This window comes from Bradyrhizobium sp. B124, assembly GCF_038967635.1.
Taxonomy (GTDB): domain Bacteria; phylum Pseudomonadota; class Alphaproteobacteria; order Rhizobiales; family Xanthobacteraceae; genus Bradyrhizobium.
The window spans coordinates 528,962-553,562 of record NZ_CP152413.1 but is presented as its reverse complement, the minus strand read 5'-3'; the positions used below and the strand labels follow the sequence as shown (position 1 = coordinate 553,562).

The 24,601-nt window shown below is 64.2% G+C and carries 21 protein-coding genes; 13 read left to right on the top strand and 8 right to left on the bottom strand.

What is annotated here, in order from left to right:
* The first annotated feature begins 9 nt into the window (after positions 1-9).
* Complete coding sequence (locus tag AAFG13_RS02480; RefSeq protein WP_212317692.1) at positions 10-1,164, top strand: acyltransferase; 1,155 nt, start codon at positions 10-12, stop codon at positions 1,162-1,164.
* 58 nt (positions 1,165-1,222) lie between these two features.
* Here the strand turns inward: AAFG13_RS02480 and AAFG13_RS02475 are convergent, their stop codons facing one another.
* Positions 1,223-2,407: an OpgC domain-containing protein gene (locus AAFG13_RS02475; protein WP_342711024.1), complete on the bottom strand. Its 1,185-nt coding sequence runs from the start codon at positions 2,405-2,407 to the stop codon at positions 1,223-1,225.
* Between the two features lie 874 nt (positions 2,408-3,281).
* On the opposite strand from AAFG13_RS02475, the gene rnd reads away from it, so the two are divergent.
* Positions 3,282-4,430 (top strand): ribonuclease D, encoded by a 1,149-nt coding sequence (gene rnd / locus AAFG13_RS02470; RefSeq protein ID WP_212317696.1) that lies wholly within the window; start codon positions 3,282-3,284, stop codon positions 4,428-4,430.
* A gap of 331 nt (positions 4,431-4,761) precedes the next feature.
* Positions 4,762-4,965, top strand: a complete 204-nt coding sequence (locus tag AAFG13_RS02465; RefSeq protein WP_021079877.1) for a cold-shock protein — start codon at positions 4,762-4,764, stop codon at positions 4,963-4,965.
* 89 nt (positions 4,966-5,054) lie between these two features.
* Here AAFG13_RS02465 and purN read toward each other — a convergent pair whose 3' ends face one another.
* A complete protein-coding gene (gene purN, locus AAFG13_RS02460; RefSeq protein WP_342711023.1) occupies positions 5,055-5,705 on the bottom strand; it encodes a phosphoribosylglycinamide formyltransferase in 651 nt (216 codons plus the stop codon).
* A complete protein-coding gene (gene purM / locus AAFG13_RS02455; protein WP_342711022.1) occupies positions 5,702-6,775 on the bottom strand; it encodes a phosphoribosylformylglycinamidine cyclo-ligase in 1,074 nt (357 codons plus the stop codon). The genes purN and purM overlap by 4 nt, the downstream gene beginning before the upstream one ends.
* A 160-nt stretch (positions 6,776-6,935) precedes the next feature.
* On the opposite strand from purM, the gene AAFG13_RS02450 reads away from it, so the two are divergent.
* From AAFG13_RS02450 to ppx, 4 genes are all read left to right on the top strand, one after another.
* A complete protein-coding gene (locus AAFG13_RS02450; protein WP_092113493.1) occupies positions 6,936-7,478 on the top strand; it encodes a CDP-alcohol phosphatidyltransferase family protein in 543 nt (180 codons plus the stop codon).
* 88 nt (positions 7,479-7,566) lie between these two features.
* On the top strand, positions 7,567-8,244 hold the full coding sequence (locus tag AAFG13_RS02445) for a chromosomal replication initiator DnaA (RefSeq protein ID WP_342711021.1): 678 nt from the start codon (positions 7,567-7,569) through the stop codon (positions 8,242-8,244).
* A gap of 132 nt (positions 8,245-8,376) precedes the next feature.
* On the top strand, positions 8,377-10,581 hold the full coding sequence (locus tag AAFG13_RS02440; protein ID WP_342711020.1) for an RNA degradosome polyphosphate kinase: 2,205 nt from the start codon (positions 8,377-8,379) through the stop codon (positions 10,579-10,581).
* Positions 10,582-10,593: 12 nt separating this feature from the next.
* The gene (gene ppx / locus AAFG13_RS02435) at positions 10,594-12,096 is read left to right on the top strand and encodes an exopolyphosphatase (protein WP_342711019.1); all 1,503 of its coding nucleotides are present in this window, start codon (positions 10,594-10,596) and stop codon (positions 12,094-12,096) included.
* Positions 12,097-12,206: 110 nt separating this feature from the next.
* Here the strand turns inward: ppx and AAFG13_RS02430 are convergent, their stop codons facing one another.
* Positions 12,207-13,046: a TerC family protein gene (locus AAFG13_RS02430; protein WP_212317708.1), complete on the bottom strand. Its 840-nt coding sequence runs from the start codon at positions 13,044-13,046 to the stop codon at positions 12,207-12,209.
* A 110-nt stretch (positions 13,047-13,156) separates the two neighbouring features.
* Positions 13,157-13,579 (bottom strand): nucleoside-diphosphate kinase, encoded by a 423-nt coding sequence (gene ndk / locus AAFG13_RS02425; protein ID WP_050425938.1) that lies wholly within the window; start codon positions 13,577-13,579, stop codon positions 13,157-13,159.
* A 350-nt stretch (positions 13,580-13,929) separates the two neighbouring features.
* Between ndk and AAFG13_RS02420 the strand changes: the two genes are divergently transcribed.
* The 3 genes from AAFG13_RS02420 to AAFG13_RS02410 all read left to right on the top strand — a co-directional run bounded on the left by AAFG13_RS02420 (position 13,930) and on the right by AAFG13_RS02410 (position 16,544).
* Positions 13,930-14,199, top strand: a complete 270-nt coding sequence (locus tag AAFG13_RS02420; RefSeq protein ID WP_173643210.1) for a sulfur globule protein precursor — start codon at positions 13,930-13,932, stop codon at positions 14,197-14,199.
* Positions 14,200-14,422: 223 nt separating this feature from the next.
* Complete coding sequence (locus AAFG13_RS02415) at positions 14,423-14,593, top strand: hypothetical protein (protein WP_212317710.1); 171 nt, start codon at positions 14,423-14,425, stop codon at positions 14,591-14,593.
* An 88-nt stretch (positions 14,594-14,681) separates the two neighbouring features.
* Complete coding sequence (locus tag AAFG13_RS02410; RefSeq protein WP_342711018.1) at positions 14,682-16,544, top strand: ABC-F family ATP-binding cassette domain-containing protein; 1,863 nt, start codon at positions 14,682-14,684, stop codon at positions 16,542-16,544.
* A gap of 239 nt (positions 16,545-16,783) precedes the next feature.
* Here AAFG13_RS02410 and AAFG13_RS02405 read toward each other — a convergent pair whose 3' ends face one another.
* From AAFG13_RS02405 to AAFG13_RS02395, 3 genes are all read right to left on the bottom strand, one after another.
* Positions 16,784-17,335 carry a hypothetical protein gene (locus AAFG13_RS02405; RefSeq protein ID WP_342711017.1) on the bottom strand — a complete coding sequence of 184 codons (552 nt, stop codon included), beginning with the start codon at positions 17,333-17,335 and terminating at the stop codon, positions 16,784-16,786.
* A gap of 103 nt (positions 17,336-17,438) precedes the next feature.
* Positions 17,439-17,891, bottom strand: a complete 453-nt coding sequence (locus AAFG13_RS02400; RefSeq protein ID WP_342711016.1) for a DNA polymerase III subunit chi — start codon at positions 17,889-17,891, stop codon at positions 17,439-17,441.
* A gap of 18 nt (positions 17,892-17,909) precedes the next feature.
* Complete coding sequence (locus AAFG13_RS02395) at positions 17,910-19,412, bottom strand: leucyl aminopeptidase (RefSeq protein WP_342711015.1); 1,503 nt, start codon at positions 19,410-19,412, stop codon at positions 17,910-17,912.
* A 361-nt stretch (positions 19,413-19,773) separates the two neighbouring features.
* Here AAFG13_RS02395 and lptF point away from each other — a divergent pair, with 361 nt between their 5' ends.
* The 3 genes from lptF (at position 19,774) to AAFG13_RS02380 (ending at position 24,529) form a co-directional block, all read left to right on the top strand.
* Complete coding sequence (lptF, locus tag AAFG13_RS02390; protein ID WP_212317719.1) at positions 19,774-20,940, top strand: LPS export ABC transporter permease LptF; 1,167 nt, start codon at positions 19,774-19,776, stop codon at positions 20,938-20,940.
* On the top strand, positions 20,937-22,034 hold the full coding sequence (lptG, locus tag AAFG13_RS02385) for an LPS export ABC transporter permease LptG (protein ID WP_092113464.1): 1,098 nt from the start codon (positions 20,937-20,939) through the stop codon (positions 22,032-22,034). The genes lptF and lptG overlap by 4 nt, the downstream gene beginning before the upstream one ends.
* A 77-nt stretch (positions 22,035-22,111) precedes the next feature.
* Entirely contained in the window at positions 22,112-24,529 is a 2,418-nt protein-coding gene (locus tag AAFG13_RS02380) for an LPS-assembly protein LptD (RefSeq protein ID WP_342711014.1), read from the top strand.
* Positions 24,530-24,601: the final 72 nt, after the last annotated feature.

The window sequence follows — 24,601 nt, the reverse complement described above, 5'->3', positions numbered from 1 at the left end:
TCGGGGCGTATGCCGAGCGTAGCCAAACAACCGGATCCGACCCGGGTTCCCGTGCTGGACCTGCTGCGGCTCGCCGCTGTCGGGGCCGTGATCCTGTACCATTACGGCTTCTGGGGCACCGCATCGCACGGCGTTCAAAAGGTGGCGATGCCGTATCTTGCGCCGGTCGCCCAATACGGCTTCCTCGGCGTCCCCGTGTTCTTCGCCATCAGCGGCTTCGTCATCGCCTATTCAGCCGAAGGCCGCACGCCGGTCGGTTTCGCGATCGCGCGCTTCAGCCGGATCTATCCGGCCTTCGTCATCTGCATGACGCTGACCTTCCTCACCACGCTGCTGCTGGGCCACACCTACTTCCACGTGACGTGGGGGCAATGGCTCGCAAACCTGTTCATCGCGGCGCCGATGCTCGGTCAGCCCTATATGGACGACGCCTACTGGTCGCTGGTGATCGAGGTTGTGTTCTACGTCTGGGTCGCGCTGTTTCTGGCCTGGGGCATTTTCCCGCGGAAGATCGACACGATCATCCTGGCGTGGATCGCCATCACCTTCGCCAACGAGCTGACGCTGGACGTTCCGCTGTTCGAGAAACTGTTCATGGCCGACGACAGCGGCTTCTTCGCCGTCGGGCTCCTGATCTATGAACACTACCGCGGACGCCGCGACACCAGGCTCTACAGCCTGCTGACGCTGGCGATGGGCACCGCGACGTTCCAGGCCGTGCACAAGCTGGAGCGGCTCGGCGTCCACACCCATGGCAGCTTCGATCCGCGCGTCGTCACCGTGATCTGCATCGTCTCACTCAGCATCGTGTTCGCCGCCACGCGGATCAAGTCGGTGCCGCTGCCGGACAGCCTGGTCAGGGCCGTGGGCGGCATCACCTATCCGCTCTATTTGCTGCATCTGCAGCTCGGCTACGTGATCCTGCTCCTGATGACGCCAGTGCCAGACGCGCTATCGACCGCGCTCGTGGTGGCAAGCATGGTGGCGCTGGCATGGTTCGTCTGGCGCTTCCTCGAAAGCCCCGCGCATTATCTCGTCAGGGACAGGCTCACGATGCTGGCCTCACGCCACGGATGGCCGTCGCGGAGTAGCGCGGGCGAAGGGCGGATCGATCCGGGCCACATCGCCGCACCGGTCGAAGCCGGGCGGATTGCCAATCACTGATGTGCCCGGCGGCGCAAGCCCCCACAGGCGCGGGAACGCCTCGTCCAGGAACATCAATCTAGTTCGGTCGCCCAATCTTCCGTCGAAGCTCTGCATTTGTCACATCGACGAACAAATTCGGGATGTCGTCGGCGCGGTGCAACAGCCACGCCGCGGCGATCATGATCGAGATTCCGGCCGCGCTCACCACGAGCTGTGCGATGACCGCGCCGCTGTATTGGGTCAAGACCCAATGGGCGGAGAACGAAAGCAAGACCCCGAGGCAAAAGATCGGAAGCGAATGCTCGCCGCACAAGGTCAGCGGACGCAATGATCGGGATTTCAGCGGCGGCCAGTCCCGCGGAATCAGGCCATGGACAACGACCGCAAGCGCGAGGAAGTGGGTCAAGCGCAACATATCCAGATCCGTTTTGTCGATCGGATAGATGAACTTCATCATCCATCCCGGTATGAACATCTCCAGCGCATGAAAATGCCACGTCATCACGATCAGGAACGCAAAGATCAGCCAGGCAATCGCTACCGCTGCGACGATCCGCGACTGGATGATTCTGGCGATCTGAGACAATGCGCCCACCCCACACCACTGGCCGAAGACAAAGAGCAACTGCCAACAAAATGGATTGAAGTACCACGTTGTGCCCGGTGGATAGGAGGCGATGTTCCAATCGAACCATCGCGCCAGCACGTAGAGAACGATCGAAGCCAATAAGGTGAGATTGGGACGACGCACCAAGGCCCAGATGACCAGTGGGGACGCGAGCAGCAAGACAATGAACAGCGGCAGCACGTCGAGATCCACAGGCTTGTATCGCAGGGTGAGTGCCTGCCCGATCAGGATATCCGGATGCTGCAGAAAATTGAAAACATTGAATTCGTTTTCATACATCGGATTGTCGAGCCGTCGGGAGGTTCTCGCGACCTGGGCCGTGAAGATCAGGAACAGCATGATATGCGCCACATAGATATGCGCGGCCCGCGTCCACAGCCGCTTCGCTGCGGACAGCAAGAAACCTGAAGCGATGATCGGGCCGTAGATGAAACCGGCAAGGTAACCCGAGATGAAAACGAAGAACTCCGCAGCGTCGCTGAAGCCGTAGTTGCGCAGCGTAATCCAGCCGATGGCTCCATCATTGGGGATGTGATCCAGAAATATCATCCACAACCCGAGCCCTCTGAACAGGTCGAGCCGAACATCGCGTTCGATCGTTTCCTCGATCTGGTGCGCGTGGTGGAGCTCCATCGGGACGATCCTCACTCGGCTGCTTCTGAGATCGCGATAGCTGCACCGGTCGGAGTCTTGAGTCGTGTCGGGCTGGAATGCGTTAGCCGACGGCAAATCCGGATCGACAGGCGAAGACCATAGACATCCTTATACTCCCGCGTGACATCACCGTCCAAGTGCCGCACCCGCATGCTTGACGCTTGTCGGGTGAGCCGCATCGTGTGGTCCTGACGCCCTAGCGGCAGGTGTCTTTTCACAAGGCGCTGACGCGTCTTGTGAAGGGCGGTGACAAGCAAGCCCAGTCTCGCCGGGGAGAGCGCGAAATGAGCCGTAACCCATCGCGCAGGGAAAGCCGGAATGCTCCGGTTACACCTGTGGTCCTACCCCCCCTATCTCTTTTGCTCGGGGCCCATGGGTGCGATCGGCACCCGGCTTTCCCTGCGCCCTCTGCTCAAGAGAGGGCGAAACGAAGAGCAAAGCTCGGGCAACGCATGTCGCGAGAATGCGAAGCTGCGTCCCCACTACAACTGTCATCGCCCGGCTTGACCGGGCGATCCAGTACGCCGCGGCCTCTCGGTTCAAGCGTCCCTGCCTCTGGAATACTGGATCGCCCGGTCAAGCCGGGCGATGACACCGATGGGGTCGCCAATGACGGCGCGTTGCATCGCGCAAACATCATCATCGTCGTCCTGGCCTAGTGCGCAATTGCGCACTAGGCCAGGACGACGGATGGATTCGTGGTGCAATTGGGCCGAAAACGCCCGCGAATCGCGACCGATCAATTCAAAAATGCCCTGTCCCTCACCCCGCGCAGGGCCAAAATCCCTGCAAGACCCTTGACATAGCTGCCCTTTCGGCAGAACGCGTGGTGTCAAGCCGTCATGGACTGTTCATGGATCTGATTAGCACGACCCCCGACCTCGCCGCCGCCTGCGACCGGCTCGCCAAACACAAGGTCATCACCGTCGACACCGAGTTTCTGCGGGAGACGACCTACTATCCCCTGCTCTGCGTCGTGCAGATGGCCAGCGCGGATGAAGCCGTCGTGGTCGACGCGCTGGCGCCCGGCATCGACCTCAAGCCGTTCTTCGATCTGATGTCGAACGAGGCCGTGCTGAAGGTGTTTCATGCCGCGCGGCAGGACATCGAAATCGTCTGGCACCTCTCCGGCACGATCCCGCATCCGATCTTCGACACCCAGGTCGCGGCCATGGTGCTCGGCTATGGCGACAGCATCGCCTATGACCAGCTCGTCGATCGCGTCACCGGCCACCGACCCGACAAGACCCACCGCTTCACCGACTGGTCGCGCCGCCCGCTGAGCGAGGAGCAACTGCATTACGCGGTCTCCGACGTCACCCATCTGCGCGAAGTGTTCGCGGCGCTCGACGCCGACTTGAGGAAGCGCGACCGCAGCGACTGGGTCAGCGAGGAGATGGAGATCCTGACCTCGCCGAAGACCTACGACTTCCATCCCGAACGCGCCTGGGAGCGGCTCAAGACCCGCGTGCGCAAGCCGCGCGAGCTCGCTGTGCTGATCGAGGTTGCCGCCTGGCGCGAGCAGGAGGCGCAGAGCCGCGACGTGCCGCGCTCACGCGTGCTCAAGGACGACGCGGTCGGCGACATCGCCACCCATGCACCGACGTCGCTGGAGAAGCTCGGCAATCTGCGTTCGCTGCCGAAGGGTTTCGAGCGTTCGAAATGGGGTGCCGACATCATCGCCGCGGTGCAGCGCGGGCTGGCCCGCGACCAGGCGACGCTCCCCAAGCTGGAAAAACCGAGAAACAATTCCAACGGTGCGGCGACCGTCGAGCTGTTGAAGGTGCTGCTGCGCATGACCTCGGAGCGTCACGGCGTCGCCAGCAAGGTGATCGCTACCGTCGACGACCTCGAGCAGATCGCGGCCAGCGATGAGGCCGAGGTCGGCGCCCTGCACGGCTGGCGGCGCGAATTGTTCGGCGAGGCGGCGCTCAAGCTCAAGCACGGCCAGCTAGCGCTCGCGATCGACAAGGGCCGCGTGGTGCGGGTGGATCGGGGCTAATAAACGAAGTTCCGGTATGTCCGGCCGTCGGCCACTGGCTGAACGCGCCGCGCCGGAGTTCGGCCGGCACAGGCTGAGGTTGCGTCACGCGAAACGAGCGCGCTTGCTAAGGCGCAGATTTCGTGTTGCAATCCCTTCACAATCGGATTGCGGCCGTTCGACTGTGCGTTTCACGACGTTGATAGCCAAGGCTTCGAGAGGCGAAACTTCGGACTTGAAGACCTTGGATATAGAGACCCGGGAATTGAACAGACAGCGGAAAGCCCGCTTGTGGCGTGGCACGTGGAGAACGTGGCCGCGTCTTTTTTATGTCTAGACTGGGAGAGAGACGATGCCGAAGGGTACCGTCAAATGGTTCAACCCGACCAAAGGTTACGGGTTCATCAAGCCGGCCGTCGGCGACAAGGACGTGTTCGTCCACATCTCGGCGGTCGAACGCGCAGGTCTCAGCACATTGAACGAGAACCAGACCGTCGAGTACGAGCTGGTGGAGAACCGCGGCAAGGCGTCGGCAGAGAACCTCAAGGTTCACTGAACGCCGCGGCTAGCGGAATTCATCCGGACGCCTCCCCCGGCCGCATCACCCGGGGGATTGTTCTCGGTGATCTCTCGTGCAATCGCGCGCTAAGGCGCCGGCGCGATCAGCGTGCTGTCGGTTGCCGCGCTGCCTTGCGTCCTGCAGACGTCGCCTTCGAGCTTGAGCCGGCCGCTCGCCAGAAGCCGAAGCGCCTCCGGATAGATGCGATGCTCGATGGTGATCACGCGTGCAGCGAGCGTCTCCGGCGTGTCGTCTTCAGCCACGGTGACCGCACCCTGCATCACGATCGGCCCGGCGTCGGTCTCCGGGATCACGAAATGCACCGTCGCGCCAGACAGCTTGACCCCTGCACGCAGGGCCTGGCCGTGCGGATCGAGGCCCGGAAAGCAGGGCAGCAGCGACGGATGGATGTTGAGCATCCGGCCGTACCAGTGCCGGACGAATTCGGCGGTGAACAGCCGCATGAAGCCGCCGAGGCAGATCAGCTCGACCTGCTTGTCGTCGAGCGCCCGTTGCAGCACCGCCTCGAAGCCGGCGCGGTCCTTGCCGAACGGCTTGCTCTCGATGACGACGGTCGGAATGCCGCTCGCGGCCGCCTTCTCGAGCCCGGGAGCGTTGGCGCGGTTGGAGATCACGGCGACGATCTCGGCCGGAAAATCCGCAGCCTTCGCAGCCTCGATCAGCGCGGCCATGTTGGAGCCGCGGCCGGAAATCAGGATGGCAACCCGGCGCTTCATCGCGAGAGATCGAGATGGCCGTGATAGACCACGCGATGCTCGTCCTTAGCCTCGATGACTTCACCGAGCAGCGTCACGGTCTCTCCGCCGGCGGCGAACGCTTCGGTCACCGCATCGACCGCATCAGCCTTGACGATCGCGATCATGCCGATGCCGCAGTTGAAGGTGCGCAGCAGCTCAAGCTCGGCGATGCCGCCCTGCTCGGCCAGCCATTTGAACACCGGCAGCACCGGCAGCCGCGCCAGATCGATGCCGACGCCGAGATGCTTTGGCAGTACGCGCGGAATGTTGTCGGTGAATCCGCCGCCGGTGATGTGGGCGAGCCCCTTCACCGCGCCGGTCTCGCGGATCGCGCGCAGGCAGGACTTCACATAGAGCCTGGTCGGCGTCAGCAGCGCCGCGCCGAGCGTCATGACCGGTGCGAACGGCGCCGGCGCATCATAGCCAACGCCGGATTGCTCGACGATCTTGCGCACCAGCGAATAGCCGTTGGAGTGCACGCCGGAGGACGCCAGGCCGATCACGGCGTCGCCCGCCGCGATATCCCCCGTCGGCAGCAGGGTGCCGCGCTCGGCCGCGCCGACCGCAAAGCCGCCGAGGTCGTAGTCGCCGTCCTTGTAGAGGCCGGGCATCTCGGCGGTCTCGCCGCCGATCAGCGCGCAGCCGGATTCGCGGCAGCCCTCGGCAATCCCCGCGACGATCTGCGCGGTGGCCTCCGGGTGGAGCTTGCCGCAGGCGAAATAGTCGAGGAAGAACAGCGGTTCCGCGCCCTGCACGACAAGGTCGTTGACCGACATCGCGACCAGGTCGATGCCGATGCCGTTGTGGATGCCAGTCTCGATCGCGATCTTCAGCTTGGTGCCGACGCCATCGGTCGCGGCCACCAGGACCGGATCCTTGAAGCCGGCGGCCTTGAGGTCGAACAGCCCGCCGAATCCGCCGATCTCGGCGTCCGCGCCGGGCCGTGCGGTGGCCCGCACCATCGGCTTGATCAGATCGACCAGACGATTGCCGGCGTCGATATCGACACCCGAATCCGCGTAAGTGAGCCCGTTTTTGCGCTCGGTCATGCCCAATTCCAGATGATAAGGGGCTGGTTACGAGGAATTCCGCCCCCGCGCAATGGCTCGCGGCGATGCGGCCGCGATACTATGTAGATAACACCCGGCCGCCGCGCAAAAGAGCCGGATATCGAGTAAAATCAGGCTTCTAGCCGGGAAGCGATTCAAGTTGAGCATACCGAATATCATCACCCTCGGCCGCATCATCCTGGTGCCGGTGATCGTCTGGGCCATCGTCTCGAGCCAGATGGAGATCGCGTTTGCGATCTTCGTGATCGCCGGCGTCTCGGATGCGGTCGACGGTTTCCTCGCCAAGCGCTTCAACATGGCGAGCGAGCTCGGCGCCCTGCTCGATCCGCTCGCCGACAAGGCGCTGCTGGTGTCGATCTATGTCGCGCTCGGAATCTGGGGCGCGGTGCCGCGCTGGATCGTGATTCTCGTGGTGTCGCGCGACATCATGATCGTCTCCGCCGTGATTGTGTCATGGTTGTTCGACAAGCCGGTCGAGATGAAGCCGTTGATGGTGTCGAAGCTGAACACCGTGGCACAGGTCGCGTTCGCGGCTCTGGTGCTGGCCTCGCTCGGCTTCGGCTTTCAGCCGCACCCCTACGACCTGATCCTGATGGGCTTGGTCACGATCTTTACTTTGGGTTCGGTGTCCCTCTATCTCGTGGAGTGGGTGCGGCACATGAGCACGATCGAGGCTCGGTAGCGCACGATCCCGAAAAGTGGAAACCGGTTTTCCAGCGACAAACGCGAAGCGTTGGCGCATGCTAAAATGAAGTGGTTTGGAGACTTGCGTGGCCGGTAGCGTTCAACCTCGTCAATTGGCCTTGGCCCTGCCGCACGAGGAGAAACTGACCCGCGACGATTTCCTCGAAGGGCCCGCCAATGAGGCGGCGCTGGCGCTGATCGACGGCTGGCCCGACTGGCCGAACCGAATCATGCTGCTGGTGGGGCCCGAAGGCTCCGGCAAGAGCCACCTCGCCGCGATCTGGGCCGAGATCGCCGGCGCGCGCTCGACCGCGGCGCATGCGCTGACTGCCGACACGGTGCCGACGGCGCTTGCGACCGGCGCACTGGTGGTCGAGGACCTGAGGCCGTCGGATTTCGACGAGCGCGCGATGTTCCATCTGATGAATCTCGCCCGCCAGGACGATGCCTTCGTGCTGGTCACGGCGCGGGTGCCGCCATCGGCGTTCGAGATCGAGCTGCGCGATCTGCGCTCTCGGCTTCGCGCAGTACCAACGGTGACGCTGCTGGCGCCCGACGACCAGCTGTTCCGCGGCTTGATCGTGAAGTTCTGCGCCGACCGCCAGATGAGCGTGGACGAGCCGCTCGTCAGCTACCTGACCAACCGGATCGAGCGGTCCTATACAGCCGTCCGCCAGGCGGTCGGCCTGCTCGACACCGAGGCACTCCGGCTCGGCCGGCCGGTGACCCGGGCGCTGGCGGCAGAGCTGTTGCGCGATGCCTGAGCAGTCCCGCGGCTTGACGGCGCAGGCCAACGGAACATCAATGTCATCGAAACGTCATCGCAATATCACATGTTCTGTGCGGCCCTCGGCTAGACCGCTCCGGCCCCCTGCCCCGAATTGGACCAGCACTTGATGGACTCGGCACAAGCACCTGAAATCAAAGAAAAAGAGGCGGAGCTTCCGCCCGTCCCCGCGGTCGCGACCAGCCCCGAGAGATTCATCAACCGAGAGCTGTCCTGGCTGCACTTCAACCGCCGGGTGCTCGAGGAAGCGGTCAATCTCGGCCATCCCCTGCTGGAGCGGGTCCGCTTCCTGTCGATTTCGGCGAATAACCTCGACGAGTTCTTCATGGTCCGCGTCGCCGGCATCAAGGCCCAAGTCCGCGAGGGCATTGCCGAGCGCAGCCCGGACGGCCTGCTGCCGGCCGAGCAGCTCGTGATGATCAACAAGACCGTGTCGCAGCTCGCCTCCGATCAGCAGGCGATCTGGAGCGACCTGCGCGAGCTCCTGTCCAAGGTCGGCATCCAGCTGGTCGACGGGCGCGACGTCACCAAATCCGAACGCACCTGGATCGAGGATCACTTCCTCCACAACATCTTCCCGCTGCTGACCCCGCTCGCGATCGACCCGGCACATCCGTTCCCGTTCATCCCGAACCTTGGCTTCACGGTCGCGCTGCAATTGTCGCGGATCGCCGACGGCAAGGCGATGAACGCGCTGATCCGCATGCCCGGCAAGATCGACCGTTTCATCCGCATTCCCTCGACCAAGGAAGGCGCGCCGGCCCGCCTGATCACGCTCGAGCAGGCCACCGGCCTGTTCATCGGCCGCCTGTTCCCCGGCTACACCGTCAAGGGTCAGGGCGCATTCCGCATCATCAGGGACTCCGAACTCGAAATCGAGGAAGAGGCCGAAGACCTCGTCCGCCTGTTCGAGACCGCACTCAAGCGCCGCCGGCGCGGATCGGTGATCCGGCTCGAGATCGAGGCCACGATGCCCGAAGAACTGCGCGTCTTCGTGCAGCACGCATTGTCGGCCGCGGACGATGAAGTGATCCTGGTCGACGGCGTGCTCGCGATGAACGAACTGTCGCAGCTCACGCGCCTCAATCGCCCCGACCTCGAATTCCCGCCCTACGTGCCGCGCCACCCCGAACGCGTGCGCGACCATGGCGGCGATATCTTCGCCGCGATCCGCCAGAAGGATCTCGTGGTCCATCACCCCTACGAATCCTTCGACGTCGTCGTGCAGTTCCTGCAGCAGGCGGCGCGCGATCCCGACGTGGTCGCGATCAAGCAGACGCTCTATCGCACCTCGAACAACTCGCCGATCGTGCGCGCGCTGGCGGATGCCGCCGAAGCCGGCAAGTCGGTGACCGCGCTGATCGAATTGAAGGCGCGCTTCGACGAGGAGGCCAATATCCGCTGGGCGCGCGACCTCGAACGCGCCGGCGTGCAGGTCGTCTACGGCTTCATCGAGCTGAAGACCCACGCCAAGCTGTCGATGGTGGTGCGCCGCGAGGGCGGCAATCTCACGACCTATGTGCACACCGGCACCGGCAACTACCATCCGGTCACCGCCCGCATCTACACCGACGTCTCCTACTTCACGTCGGACCCGATCATCGGCCGCGACGTCGCGCGGGTGTTCAACTACATCACCGGCTATGCCGAGCCGAGCGACATCGAGAAGATGGCGGTGTCGCCGCTGACATTGCGCAAGCGGATCATCGAGCACATCCACGGCGAGATCGCTCACGTCAAGCATGGCCGGCCCGGCGCGATCTGGATGAAGATGAACGCGCTCGTCGACCCTGATATCATCGACGCGCTGTATGAGGCCTCGCAGGCCGGCGTCTCGATCGAGCTCGTGGTGCGCGGCATCTGCTGCCTGCGGCCCGGACTGCCCGGATTGTCGGAGAACATCCGCGTCAAATCGGTGATCGGCCGGTTCCTGGAACACGGCCGAATCTATTGCTTCGGCATGGGCCAGGGCCTGCCGAGCGCAAAAGCTGCTGTGTATATCTCGTCCGCCGACATGATGCCGCGGAACCTCGACCGCCGCGTCGAGGTGCTCTGTCCGCTGCAAAATCCCACGGTGCATCAGCAGGTTCTCGAACAGATCATGGTGGCGAACCTGAAGGACACCGAGCAGAGCTGGCAATTGTTGCCGGATGGGTCCTCAACGCGTATGAAGGCCGCGAAAGGCGAAGAGCCGTTCAATCTACATGACTATTTCATGACAAATCCGAGTCTGTCCGGCCGTGGTAAGTCTCTCAAGGAATCTTCACCGCGCCGTCTCACGCGTCGCAACGAGCGTCAGCAGCCATCGTCTTAAGGGGGCCTTACGGTGAAGCGGCCGCGGAAGCGCGCTTCCAGCGTCGCTGTGATCGATATCGGCTCGAACTCGGTTCGTCTCGTGGTTTACGAGGCGATGGCGCGCAGCCTCATCACCATCTTCAACGAGAAGGCGCTGTGCGGGCTCGGACGCGAGGTGCAGAGCACCGGCCTGCTCGCAACCGATGCCGTCAACAAGGCGCTCACCGCGCTGCGCCGCTTTCGCGCGCTGTGCCGGATCCAGCAGGTCGGCCGCGTCTACGCGATCGCGACCGCGGCCTGCCGCGACGCCAAGAACGGTCCAGACTTCATCGCCAAGGCCGAGCGCATCTGCGGCGCCACGATCGAGATTCTGACCGGACCGCGTGAAGCGAAGCTGTCTGCGCTCGGCGTCGTATCGGGCGTGCACAATCCAAACGGCATCGTCGGCGATCTCGGCGGCGGCTCGCTCGAACTGATCGACGTCAGGGGCAACCGCGTGCGCAGCGGCGTGACGCTGCCGCTCGGCAGCCTTGCGCTGCAGGACCTCTCGAACAAATCGCTCAAGCGCGCCGAACGCATCGTCAAGAACGAGCTGCTCGGGGTCGCTCAGCTCAAGACCGGCCGCGGCCGTACCTTCTACGCGGTCGGCGGCACCTGGCGCGCGCTGGCGCGCATCCACATCATCCAGAGCGGCTACCCGCTCAAGGTGATGCACGGCTATTCGATTCCGGCGGCGGACGCCCTCGACTTCGCGCAGCGGCTGCGGCGGCTGGCGGCCACCAACATGCTGGCCAATATCGAATCCGTCGCCGATGCGCGGCGGCCGCTATTGGCCTATGCCGCGCTCGTGCTCGAATACATCATCCGCGTCGCCCAGCCGAAGACCATCGTGTTCTCGACCTTCGGCGTGCGCGAGGGCCTGCTCTACGAGATGCTGCCGCAGGCCGAGCGCGCCAAGGACGGCTTGGTCTGCGCCGCACAGAACCTCAACCAATTGCTGTCGCGCTCGGCGCGACACGCCCAGGAGCTGACCGCCTGGACCGACCGGCTGGTGCGCGTCGTCAGGCTGCGCGAGACCGAGGAAGACCGCAGGCTGCGTCACGTCGCCTGCCTGCTCTCCGATATCGGCTGGCGCGTGCATCCCGATCATCGCGGCGAGGAAACCCTCAGCCTGATCATGAACGGCAATTTCGGCTCGATCACGCATCAGGGCCGCGCCTTCGTCGCACTGTCGGTGTTCTATCGCTACGCCGGCCTCAGCGAGGAGAACGAACCGCCGCCGCAGATCCGCGCGCTGGTGACGCCGGCGATGGACGAGCGGGCGCGTGTGCTCGGCGCTGCGTTCCGTGTCGCACATCTGATCACGGCGGCGCGCACCGGCGTGCTGCCGGCGACGCATTTCCGTACCCAGGGCCGCAAGCTGATGCTGGTGTTCGAGCATCGGATGGTGGATCTGGTCGCCGATCGCGTCGGCAGCCGCTTCAAGCAATTGGCGCGGCTGCTCGGGCGCGCCGGCTCGATCGTGCGGCGTTAGACGTCGTCGGTTCTGATTTCAGTCAGAACCGACGACGTCCAGCTCTCTCGCTTTGAAGCGTTTTCTTCACGCGAACCGGCGTCCACTTCGCTCGAAAATGCTATGGGACCTCACGCCGCCTTGGCGGCGTGCTTGGCCTTGCGCAGTGCGTGACGACGCCAGATCGATCCGATGACCAGCACCACGACGATGCCGAGCACTGCGAGCGTGATCTCGCCGCCGTTGCCGCCATGGGCGAATTGCGGCGACATGCCGACCGAGGTCAGCCAGGAATCGAGCCTGGCACCGAGCGGTCCGGCGAACAGCGCATCCAGCCTGGGATGCACGGCCGGATCGGTCGCGATGACGTCGCCCGCGATCCAGCCGAGCAGCGCGGCGCCGGCCCAGACCAGGACCGGCAGCTTGGTGAGCAGCGCCATGATCAGCGCCGCACCGGCAACGATCAGGGGAACGCTGATCGCAAGGCCGAGCACCAGCAGCGGCACGCTGCCATTGGCGGCAGCGGCGACCGCGATCACATTGTCGAGGCTCATCACGATGTCGGCGACGACGACGATCTGAACCGCGGCCCACAGATGCGAGGCCGTATTCACGCTGTCCTCGTCCTCCTGCTCCGGCACCAGGAGCTTGGCGGCGATCACGATCAGCGCCAGTCCGCCGACCAGCTTCAGATAGGGAAGCGCCATCAGGCTGGCGACGATGCCGGTGAAGATGACGCGCAGCAGCACCGCCGCGGCGGCGCCGAGAATCATGCCCCACAGCCGCTGGCGCGGCGCGAGCCCGCGGCAGGCCAGCGCGATCACGAGCGCGTTGTCGCCCGACAGCAGGACGTTGATCCAGATGATCTTGCCGACGGCGACCCAGAAGGTCGGGGTCGCCATCTCGTTCTTGAACTCGGTGAAGAACGCGCCGATGTACGCCGGATCAAAGATCTGCCACAGCCAGTCCACAGCGAGTCCTATTCGGCCTTGCGGCCGCCCCTGGCGGCGGTGGTCTGCCGCTCCCAGTTCATGTCGACACGGCCTCCCCAGGAGACCGCGTCACTTTCTGTTGTTCGGCGCTAGCCGACGATCTCGTTGCCGGCGAAGAACTGCGCGATCTCGATCACCGCCGTCTCCGGCGCATCCGAACCGTGCACCGAATTCTCGCCGATCGACTTCGCATAGAGCTTGCGGATGGTGCCTTCGGCGGCCTTCGACGGATCGGTCGCGCCCATCACGTCGCGATACTTCAGGATGGCGCCCTCGCCTTCCAGCACCTGGACCACCACGGGGCCGGAGGTCATGAAGTCGACCAGCTCGCCGAAGAACGGGCGCGCCTTGTGGACGGCATAGAAGGTTTCGGCCTGGCCGCGGGTCATCTGGATGCGCTTCTGCGCCACGACCCGCAGGCCCGCCTTCTCGATCACCGCGTTGACCGCGCCGGTCAGGTTGCGCTCGGTGGCATCGGGCTTGATGATCGAAAAGGTGCGTTCAATCGCCATGATTTCGTCCTTGTAAACGGTGGCTGGGAGTTGCCGGGGCTTATATCGGCGCGATGGGGTAACGGCAAGCGACCCTGTGACGCGTTAGCCTTTAGTTTTGATGGATTTTCACGACAAAAGCCGTCATCCGGGCGGTCTCCGGTTAGAGACAGGCGCGGCCAACTTACCGCGATTTCACTTAGGTGAACCCATTCTGACAGCGCCGTGTCGCTGCCGTTCAGCTGCAGCCGCCTAGGCTCAGCACCGATCGGACGCCTTGCTGGCCCCCCATCCGCAAGCCTCACAGGACGTCTCGGGAAACGATGTCACCGCGGGCGCGTCATGCGCGCCCATACCTCGAGGAGACGATCATGTTACGCAAATTATCGCTCGCTGCCGTTGCCGCAATTTCGCTCGGTGCCGCCGCGCTCGCCCCGACCTCCGCCTCTGCCTGGGGTGGTTGGCATGGCGGCTGGCACGGCGGATGGCACCACGGTTGGTGGGGCGGCCCGCGCGTCATCGTCGGAGGGCCGGCCTACTACGGCGGCTATGGATACGGCTACGGTGGCGGTTGCTACGTGCGCCGCGTCGTGCCGACCCCGTGGGGTCCCCGCTGGCGCCTGGTCAACCGCTGCTACTGATCCCTCTGTTCTGTCGACTGCTCCCCTGACTTGCTTTCGCCCCGGCCTTGCGCCGGGGCTTTTTTATGCCCGCCAGGGAACCCGGCCGCATGATGCGCCTCGCTACCTCAAGGCGAGAGTAAGGCGGAACGGAAACCAAAGTCGGGGGTCGCGACTTGTCCTGGCAAGGATTGACGAAACACGCGCGGTGGAACTCGCCAAGAGAAATGTCAGAGCCATGACGATGACCCAGACCGACAACGATCCCGATCGGATTGATCGCAAGACCTGCCGTTACATCTGCGATGCCGTGGGTGAACGGCTCCAGCAAAGCATGCGGCCAGAACCCGCCCTTTCGTCCCGTCTGCAGCAGCTCCTCGACGAAATGCAACGCCAGGAAACCGGGCGCCATTAGATACTACGGGCTCTCCAGCGGCCCAATTCAGGAGAGATTTTACAGACAGACGGGTTGCGTTTGGCAGCGGGTCCGGTGACAACGCTGCATGCTCTCCATCACTGACATTTCAGTCCGGATCGCCGGGCGGCTGTTGATTGATCACAGTTCTGTGCAAATCGTGCCCGGCGCACGCGTCGGATTTGTCGGCCGCAACGGTGTCGGCAAGTCGACGCTGTTTCATGCCATCCGGGGCGAGCTCCCGACCGAGAGCGGCAGCATCGCGCTTCCGCCGCGCTGGCGGATCGGCAGCCTCGCGCAGGAAGCGCCCGACGGGCCCGAAAGCCTGATCAATGTCGTGCTGAAGGCTGACCTCGAGCGCGACGCGCTGCTGCGCGAGGCCGAGACTGCGCACGACCCGCATCGGATTGCCGAGATCCAGACCCGGCTGGTCGACATCGACGCCCACTCCGCCCCGGCCCGCGCTGCGGCGATCCTCTCCGGCCTCGGCTTCTCGACATCAGACCAGGCACGGCCGTGCGCGGAATTCTCCGGCGGCTGGCGCATGCGCGTCGCGCTGGCGGCGACGCTGTTCTCCGCGCCCGATCTCCTGCTGCTGGACGAGCCGACCAACTATCTCGATCTCGAGGGCACGCTGTGGCTCGAGAACCACCTCGCCAACTATCCGCGCACGGTGATCGTGATCAGCCACGACCGCGATCTCCTCGACACCTCGGTCGATCAGATCCTGCACCTCGATCGCGGCAAGCTCACGCTCTACAAGGGCACCTATTCCTCGTTCGAGGAACAGCGCGCCGCGCGCGAATTGCTCGACGCCAAGCACGCCAAGCGGCAGGCCGATGAGCGCAAGCGCCTGCAGGACTTCGTCGACCGCTTCAAGGCCAAGGCCTCCAAGGCGCGGCAGGCGCAGTCGCGCGTCAAGATGCTGGAGCGGATGAAGCCGATCACCGCGCTGGTGACCCAGGACGTTCGCGAGATCTCCTTTCCGGCACCGGAGAAGCTGCTGTCGCCGCCGATCATCGCGGTCGATGACGTCTCGGTCGGCTACGAGCCGGGCAAGCCCGTGCTCAATCGCGTGACGCTGCGCATCGATACCGACGACCGCATCGCGCTGCTCGGGGCCAACGGCAACGGCAAGTCGACGCTGGTCAAGCTGCTGGCAGGCAAGCTCGCGCCGTTCGCGGGCAGGATCACGCGGGCGGACAAGCTGTCGGTCGGCTATTTCGCCCAGCATCAGGTCGACGAGCTCAACCTCGACGGCTCGCCCTACGATCACATCCGCAAGCTGATGCCCGAGGCGCCGGAGAGCAAGGTGCGCGGCCGCGTCGGCGCGATCGGCTTCTCCGGCAAGGCCGGCGACACGCTGGTGAAGAGCCTGTCGGGCGGCGAGAAGGCGCGGCTGCTGCTTGGGCTTGCGACGTTCTACGCGCCCAACATGATCATCCTGGACGAGCCGACCAACCATCTCGACATCGACAGCCGCGCGGCGCTGGCAGAGGCAATCAACGAATTCCCCGGCGCCATCATGATGGTCTCGCACGATCGTTATCTGATCGAGGCCTGCGCCGACCGATTGTGGGTCGTCGCCAACCAGACCGTGACGGCATATGACGGCGATCTCGACGAATATCGACGCATGATCCTGTCGGCCAATGACGGACGGACGGCCGCGCGCGAGCGCGTCAAGGAGCCGGCAAAGCCGGAACGCAACCGCAATGAGAAGCGCGCTTCACCGAGGCAGCGGGTCGCGCAGGCGGAGAGCGAGATCGAGCGCATCAACGGCATCATCGCGAAGATCGATACCGCGCTGGCGCTGCCCGACATTTTCGCGCGCGATCCCAAGCAGGCCGCACAGCTGACCAAGGCGCGCGCCGGCGCCGAGAGCGCGCTGCAACGCGCCGAGGAAGAATGGCTGGAAGCGAGCGCCGAACTCGACGAAGCCGCGAACTAGATTTGATCCGCCGGGCGCAGCCACAGATACGCTGTCGTCCCTGCGAAAGCAGAGACCCATACTCGGCGGCGGATGTGGTCAAGGGAACTCGTCGTTCGACGATCTCGCAACAATAACCATCTGTGGTTATAGGTCCCTGCTTTCGCAGGGACGACGTGCGGAGGGAGCCTGGGCTCTCATTCTTTGCGGTGTCATGCCCGCGCGTGCAGGCATCGAGCTGTCGCTGCGGCGAAAATGCCCTAACCGTGCGAGGACTTTTTCTTCTTCGGCTTCGCGGGCTTCGGCTCCGGCGCAGCATCCGGGCCGCGCTCGACCGACGTCAGGCGTCCTGAGGAGAACGTATAGATGCCGGCGCGCGCGCCGCGCGACCAGGTCACGACCGCGACGCGCTCGCCGCCCGGCCCGCTGGACAGGTTGACGCTGTCGGGGGCGCCGATGCCGCGCACGACGTCGCATTCGGTGTGGCCGAGTGCGACACTGCCGCCGGTCGGCTGCGGCGGTGGCGCACCGCCAGCCTGCGCGTTCGCGTCAGTGGCACCCGCGGGCGGCGCCATGCCGGGACAGCTTCCGTCGGCACTGACGAGATCGTCGTTGGTCACCGGTTTGTCCGGCGTCAGCGGCGGCGATTCAATCGAGATGTTGCGGATGAACACCCGTCCAGGGCGCGAGAACCAATCCGCGTCACGCGAAAAGATGTCGGACGCGCCCGAGCAGCCGGCAAGGCCCGGCGCAAGTACCAGTAACGCCAGCAGCGACTTCCGACTGAATGTTCCATCACGCACGATCGACAAGGCTCCTAACCCCTCTAGCTAAGGGCTTGTCCGAACATCACTTTGCGGCATGACCGTGACCCGCCCGAGGAAACGTCGAATTATCATTAATTCATCGATATCGCTATTGGCGCCGCTGCCAGCGTCCCCGCTCGTCGGTCTGCCAATAGGTGACCTCGAAGCCGCGCGCCTTGCAGGCGGTCCAGCTCTCCCGCGCCGAAGCCACCGCGTCGGGGTCGTCGCCGTTGAACACGAGGACCAGGCGCTCGTAGGTGTCGCAGTCGGCCGGAAGCGCCGCGTTGTCGACCAGGAACCGGACATTGGCCCGATTCGGATTGCCCTCCTCGATCGACAGGATGATCGGCTGGTCCTGTGCGTCGGCAACGCGCGAGCTCGCATGCGGCAGGAATGAATCGTCGCTGTAGGTCCACAGGAGCGCGTCGAGCGTCTCGGCGCGCTCCTGCGACGTCGATTGCACGACCACCCGCCAGCCGCGCTCGAGCGACTTCTCGAGCAGCGGCGGCAGCACGCTTTCCAGCGTCATGTTCTGCAGATGGTAGAACAGAACCTCGGTCATGCGCCGGCCGACACTCTATTATTTCTTGGCTTCATAATATTCGGAGACGAGCCGCTCGAGCAGCCGGACGCCGTAACCGGAGCCCCAGCTCTGATTGATCTCGGTCTTCGGCGCGCCCATCGCGGTGCCGGCGATGTCGAGATGCGCCCAGGGCGTGCCGTCGACGAAACGCTGCAGGAATTGCGCGGCCGTGATCGAGCCGCCATTGCGCCCGCCGGTGTTCTTCATGTCGGCGAATTGCGAGTCGATCTGCTTGTCGTATTCGGGACCGAGCGGCATGCGCCACACCTTCTCGCCGGTCTGAAGGCCGACCTTGGCGAGGCGTTCGGCGAGTTCGTCATTGTTGGAGAACAGGCCGGCGTGATCGGTGCCGAGCGCGACCATGATCGCGCCGGTCAACGTTGCGAGATCGACCATGAATTTCGGCTTGCACTTCTTGGCGACGTACCAGAGCACGTCGGCGAGCACGAGGCGCCCCTCGGCGTCGGTGTTGATGATTTCGATGGTCTGGCCGGACATCGAGGTGACAATGTCGCCCGGACGCTGCGCGTTGCCGTCGGGCATGTTTTCGACAAGGCCGATGGCGCCGACCGCGTTGACGCGGGCCTTGCGCGCTGCGAGCGCGTGCATCAGCCCGACCACGCAGGCTGCACCGCCCATGTCACCCTTCATATCCTCCATGCCGCCGGCCGACTTGATGGAGATACCGCCGGTGTCGAAGCAGACGCCCTTGCCGACAAATGCGACCGGCGCCTCGCTCTTCTTGCCGCCGTTCCAGCGCATGATCACGGTGCGGCTGGGCCGCACCGAGCCCTGCCCGACGCCGAGCAGCGCGCCCATGCCGAGCTTGGTCATCGCCTTGACGTCGAGGACCTCGACGGTGACGCCGAGCTTGCGCAGCTGGCTGGCGCGGCGCGCGAACTCTTCCGGGTACAGCACGTTCGGCGGCTCGTTGACGAGCTCACGCGCCAGGTTCACGCCGTCGACGATGGACGATTCGGGCGTAAACGCCTTCCTGGCAGAAGCAACATCGTCGACCGCGATCGAGACGTCGGCGCGCACGGCGCCGTCCTCGCCGTCCTTCTTCTTGGTCTTGTAGCGGTCGAACTTGTAGGCGCGCAGGCGGATGCCGGTGGCGATCGTCGCCGCCTGACCGGCGGTCATCGCGGCATCGGGCAGTTCCGCGAGGACGGTCATCGCACCGCTGCCGGCGTTGAGCTTGCCGGCCACCACGCCGCCGAATTTGAGCAGATCCTTCTCCTTGAGGTCGGCGACCTTGCCGGTGCCGATCACGATCAGCCGGTCGACCTTGATTCCCTCCGGCGCCAGGATGTCCAGCGCCGCCCCGCTCTTGCCCTTGAACTGGTTGGCGGCCGCGGCCCGCTTGACGGTCTCGGCGGCAGCTCCCAGCGCCTTCCGGGTGGCGGCTCCCAGCTTCAATTGCTCGTCGCAAAAGGCGACCAGAATGCCGCGGGCGGACGCGGAGAACGGGACGAAGCCGACCTTGACGGCGTCGGACATAGGAAAATCCTCCAGAACTCAGGGTGTTGCTCGGGCCTGAGGCGGCCCTTCCGGCACGCGGGGGTGAGCATTGCGATGGCGGTCCGGAGCGACCCGGACCGGGCTTGTGGCACACTATGACCTGCCGGCTGCGCCGCTGCCAAGCGCCGGAGTGGCCGGAAGGCCACAAAAGCGATTAATTAACCATAAATTAAGCGTGCCTTGGCCCGGCCATTTTGTTGACGGATCAAAGGGATGGTAGTGAGATTGTGAACAGAGAGTGAGCCGGACGAGTCCGCGGCTCGACCATAGGGGAACCCGGGTTGACGGGATTGGTCGAAAGCCGTGCGTTTGGTTGCGCCAAGGGGGCCGTGCGGTAGCGATGGGGTCGATCGACAAGTACATCTTCAAAACGACGCTGGCGTCGTTTGCGCTTGTCCTGGTCAGCCTTACCGGCGTGATCTGGATTACTCAGGCGTTGCGCGGCATCGACCTGATGACCAGCCAGGGTCAGACCATCGTCACCTTCCTCGGCATCACCGGCCTCGTGATTCCTGCCCTGGTCCTGATCATCGCCCCGATCGCGCTGATGATCGCGATCTCGCACACGCTGAACAAGCTGGCGACCGATTCCGAGATCATCGTCATGAATGCGGCGGGCTTCTCGCCGTTCCGGCTGTTCCGGCCGTTCTTCTTCGCCACCTGCGTGGTGGCGGCGCTGGTCGCCTTCATCGGCGCCTATCTCGCCCCCGACGGCATGCGCCGAATCAAGCAGTGGGATGCCGAGATCACCGCCGACGTTCTGACCAACATCCTGCAGCCCGGTCGCTTCGCCCAGCTCGATCAGAACCTGACGATTCGGATCCGCGAGCGCTTGCCCGGCGGCGTGCTCGGCGGCGTTTTCGTCGACGATCGGCGCGATCCGCAGCAGCGCGTCACCATCGTGGCCGACCACGGCACCGTGCTGAAGAACGAGAGCGGCTCATACCTCGTGCTGGAGGACGGCAATCTCGAGCGATTCGAGGTCGGCAAGCGCGATCCGACGCTGGTGGTGTTTCAGCGCTACGCGTTCGACATGTCGAAATTCTCGCAGGGCCGCGACGTCACGCTCGGAATTCGCGAGCGCTACCTCTGGGAACTGATGTGGCCGGACGAGAACGACCAGACCTATCAGCAGCTGTCGGGCCAGTTCTTCGCCGAGCTGCATGATCGCTTCATGGCGCCGATCTATCCGTTCGCGTTCGCGGCCCTCACCTTTGCCTTCCTCGGCGCGCCGCGCACCACGCGCCAAAGCCGCAATTTCTCGATCGGCGGCTCGGTCTTCGCGGTGTTCGGCCTGCGCATGGTCGGATTCGCCTGCTCCGTCATGGCGGTGAAGACGCCGCTGGCGGCCCTGGTGCAATACCTGATGCTGTTCGCCGGCATCGGCGTCGGGATCTGGATGATCGTCGGCGGCGTGGTCGTCGAACCGCCGGCAGCACTGATGGAAGTCATCAACAGGAACAACGAGCGCATTGCGCGCCTCTTCCGGAGGCCCGCCACCGCATGAGCATGGTCACAAATACGCTCGGGCGTTATTTCGCCGGCCGCTTCGTCGTCGCGGCGGTGGGCGTGTTTGCGGGCATCTTCGTGCTGCTCGTGCTGGTCGACTACATCGAGATGGTACGCAAGACGTCGAGCCTCGTCGGGGCCTCCGCAATCACGGTCGCCGAAACCTCGCTGTTCCGCGTGCCGCAGCTGCTCGAGAAGCTGATGCCGTTCTGCGTGCTGATCGGCGCGATGACCTGCTATCTCGCGCTGTCGCGGCGGCTGGAGCTCGTCGTGGCACGCGCCGCCGGCGTTTCGGCCTGGCAATTCATCTCGCCGGCGCTGGTCAGTGCGATCGTGCTCGGCATCTTCGCGACCACCGCCTACAATCCGGTGTCGGCCAATCTGCGCGAGCTCTCCAAACGGATGGAGGCCGAGCTGTTCGGCTCGGCGCCTGGCGGCGGCATCCAGGACGCGTCCGGTTTCTGGCTCAACCAGATCAACGACGAAGGTCAGGCTATCATCAATGCAGCCCGCAGCGAGCAGCAGGGCATCCGGCTGACCGGCCTCACCGTGTTCCGATTCGATACGGCGCTGCAGTTCAAGGAACGAATCGAGGCCCGCGAAGCGACGCTCGAAGAAGGCCGCTGGGCGTTCACGGGAGTACGCCGATACACCCTCGACAAGGCTCCGGTAGATCAGGACACCTTCTACCTGACCACCACCTTGACCCCTGCGCAGGTGCGCAACAGTTTCTCCACCCCTGAAACTGTGTCCTTTTGGCAACTGCCGAACTACATCCGTTCGTCGGAGAGCTCAGGGTTCGCGACGGCTGGCTATCGCTTGCAGTATCACAAGCTTATCGCGCAGCCGTTTTTGCTGGCTGCGATGGTGATGTTGGCGGCTTCTGTGAGCCTCCGCTTCTTCCGGATGGGCGGCGTGCAGAAGATGGTTTTGAGTGGCGTGGGCGCAGGCTTTCTGCTCTACGTCCTGTCGAAAGTAACTGAAGATTTGAGCAAGGCTGAGTTGATGCATCCCATCGCTGCGGCGTGGTTGCCTGTCGTTGTGGGTAGCCTCACCGGTTTCTTAGCCTTGCTGTACCAGGAGGACGGGTAGTGGCTACCGTCGCCGCCCGCCAGTTGAGGTCGCCTGTATCCGGGCGGCGCAGTGCCCTGCGCCGTCAACGGAGCCGCATGGCCGCGTTTGGCGTTTCGATTTCTGCTCTTCTTGCCGCGTTCGTCGTGGTCAGCGCGCTCGACGTCGTCGCGTCGACGCCGGCTGCAGCGCAGGCATTCACCTACAATCCACGTCCGCCGAAGCCGGTCCGCCCGCCGGCCAAGAATGACGGGCAGATGCTCGTTCAGGCGACCGAGGTCGATTACGACTACAACAACAGCCGCATCTCGGCCGTCGGCAACGTCCAGATGTTCTACAACGGCACCAGCGTCGAGGCCGACAAGGTCATCTACGACCAGAAGACCAAGCGTCTTCATGCCGAAGGCAACATCCGCATGACCGATGCGGAAGGCAAGATCACCTACGCCAACATCCTGGATCTCAGCGACGACTACCGCGACGGGTTCGTCGATTCGCTGCGCGTCGACACCGAAGACCAGACCCGCATGGCGGCGACCCGCGCCGATCGGTCCAGCGGCAATTACACGGTGTTCGACAACGGCGTTTATACCGCCTGCGCGCCCTGTAAGGATGATCCGAAGAAGCCGCCGCTCTGGCAGGTCAAGGGCGCGCGCATCATCCATAATCAGACCGAGAAGATGCTGTATTTCGAGAACGCCCAGCTCGAATTCTTCGGCGTTCCGATGGCGTATCTGCCCTACTTCTCGACGCCCGATCCGACCGTGAAGCGCAAGAGCGGCTTCCTGATGCCGGGCTTCACCAGCTACACGGCGTTCGGCTACGGCGTCGAAATCCCGTATTATTGGGCGATCGCGCCCGACATGGACGCGACTTTCAGTCCGCGCATCACCTCGAAGCAGGGTGTGCTGCTGCAGACCGAATTCCGCCAGCGCTTCGCGGACGGCTCCTATCAGATCCGGCTTTACGGCATCGACCAGATCGATCAGGACGCCTTCAAGGGCCAGCCTGGTGACCGCCAGTTCCGCTGGGGCGTCGACACCAAGGGCCAGTTCGCGCTGAACGACAAATGGGTCTGGGGCTGGGACGGCGTCGTGCTGTCCGACTACTTCTTCATGTCCGACTACCGGCTCGCCCAGTACAAGGATCCATTCGGTTCGTTCCTGTCGCTGCCGACCGAAGCGATCTCGCAGCTCTATCTGACCGGTGTCGGCAATCGCAGCTTCTTTGACGCGCGCGCGATCTACTACCTCAGCTACTCGGGCAACCAGAACCAGGTCCCGGTGGTCGCGCCCGTGATCGACTACAACAACGTGATCAACAACAACGTCCTGGGCGGCGAGTTCAGCTACAAGATGAACTTCGTCAACCTGACCCGCGAAACCGCGGTGTTCGATCCGATCACGACGACCGCCAACACCAACAGCCTGTGCACGACCGCCTCCGCCGATCCGATGGCGCGGTTGCCGTCGCAGTGCCTGCTGCGCGGCATGCCAGGCACCTACACAAGGCTGACGGCCGAGGCGCAGTGGCGCAAGTCCTACACCGACCCGCTCGGCCAGATCTGGACGCCGTTCGCCAGTGTCCGCGCCGATGCGATCAACGCCGACATCTCGAATCAGCCGGGCGTTTCCAACTTCCTGCCGGTCGGCGATACCCAGACGGTCCGCTTCATGCCGACCGTCGGCCTCGAATACCGCTACCCCTTCATCAACGTGCAGCCGTGGGGCACGACCACCGTCGAGCCGATTGCGCAGGTCATCATCCGGCCCAACGAACCCAATGCCGGCAAGCTTCCGAACGAGGACGCGCAGAGCCTGGTGTTCGACACCAGCAACCTGTTCGCGGTCGACAAGTTCTCCGGCTACGACCGCGTCGAAGGCGGCAGCCGCGCCAATGTCGGCGTGCAGGCCACCACGCAGTTCGACCGCGGCGGCAGCATCAAGGGGATGTTCGGACAGTCCTACCAGATGTTCGGGATGAACTCGTTCGCGGTCGCCGACGTCACCAACACCGGCATCGATTCCGGCCTGCAGAACCCGCGCTCGGACTATGTCGCGAGCCTCGCCTATTCGCCCAACCGTACCTACACCTTCAGCGTCCGCTCGCGGATGGATGAAGCGACCTGGAACATCAACCGCTTCGAGGCCACGGCGAGCGCGAATTTCGACCGCTGGTCGGTTGCCGTGACCTACGGCGATTATGCAGCGCAGCCGGAACTCGGCTACCTGACGCGCCGCGAGGGCATCCTCACCAGCGGATCGGTCAAGGTTGCGTCGAACTGGGTGGTTCAGGGCGCGGCGCGCTGGGACCTTGAAGCGAACAAGATCAACCAGTATGCCGTCGGCGCGGGCTATGTGGACGACTGCTTCGTGCTGGCTGCCAACTACATCACGTCCTATACCTATCAGGCCGGCTCGCAGCCGCCCGTCCTCAGCCACGCATTCATGTTCCAGATCGGGCTGCGGACCATCGCCCAGACCTCCACGACCAGCAGTTCGGCTGGCATGCAGTAGCGAGCGAGGGGCCTGCCAAGGCGGTTGTATTAGGGGCTTGAATTGGGGGCTTGTATTGCCCGTGGGCCTGTG

Bases quoted from the DNA above. Each gene is read 5' to 3' on its own strand.
- AAFG13_RS02480 (WP_212317692.1), top strand. From the start codon at position 10: ATGCCGAGCGTAGCCAAACAACCGGATCCGACCCGGGTTCCCGTGCTG.
- AAFG13_RS02475 (WP_342711024.1), bottom strand. From the start codon at position 2,407: ATGGAGCTCCACCACGCGCACCAGATCGAGGAAACGATCGAACGCGAT.
- rnd (WP_212317696.1), top strand. From the start codon at position 3,282: ATGGATCTGATTAGCACGACCCCCGACCTCGCCGCCGCCTGCGACCGG.
- AAFG13_RS02465 (WP_021079877.1), top strand. From the start codon at position 4,762: ATGCCGAAGGGTACCGTCAAATGGTTCAACCCGACCAAAGGTTACGGG.
- purN (WP_342711023.1), bottom strand. From the start codon at position 5,705: ATGAAGCGCCGGGTTGCCATCCTGATTTCCGGCCGCGGCTCCAACATG.
- purM (WP_342711022.1), bottom strand. From the start codon at position 6,775: ATGACCGAGCGCAAAAACGGGCTCACTTACGCGGATTCGGGTGTCGAT.
- AAFG13_RS02440 (WP_342711020.1), top strand. From the start codon at position 8,377: ATGGACTCGGCACAAGCACCTGAAATCAAAGAAAAAGAGGCGGAGCTT.
- ndk (WP_050425938.1), bottom strand. From the start codon at position 13,579: ATGGCGATTGAACGCACCTTTTCGATCATCAAGCCCGATGCCACCGAG.
- AAFG13_RS02420 (WP_173643210.1), top strand. From the start codon at position 13,930: ATGTTACGCAAATTATCGCTCGCTGCCGTTGCCGCAATTTCGCTCGGT.
- AAFG13_RS02415 (WP_212317710.1), top strand. From the start codon at position 14,423: ATGACCCAGACCGACAACGATCCCGATCGGATTGATCGCAAGACCTGC.
- AAFG13_RS02410 (WP_342711018.1), top strand. From the start codon at position 14,682: ATGCTCTCCATCACTGACATTTCAGTCCGGATCGCCGGGCGGCTGTTG.
- AAFG13_RS02400 (WP_342711016.1), bottom strand. From the start codon at position 17,891: ATGACCGAGGTTCTGTTCTACCATCTGCAGAACATGACGCTGGAAAGC.
- AAFG13_RS02395 (WP_342711015.1), bottom strand. From the start codon at position 19,412: ATGTCCGACGCCGTCAAGGTCGGCTTCGTCCCGTTCTCCGCGTCCGCC.
- lptF (WP_212317719.1), top strand. From the start codon at position 19,774: ATGGGGTCGATCGACAAGTACATCTTCAAAACGACGCTGGCGTCGTTT.
- lptG (WP_092113464.1), top strand. From the start codon at position 20,937: ATGAGCATGGTCACAAATACGCTCGGGCGTTATTTCGCCGGCCGCTTC.
- AAFG13_RS02380 (WP_342711014.1), top strand. From the start codon at position 22,112: ATGGCCGCGTTTGGCGTTTCGATTTCTGCTCTTCTTGCCGCGTTCGTC.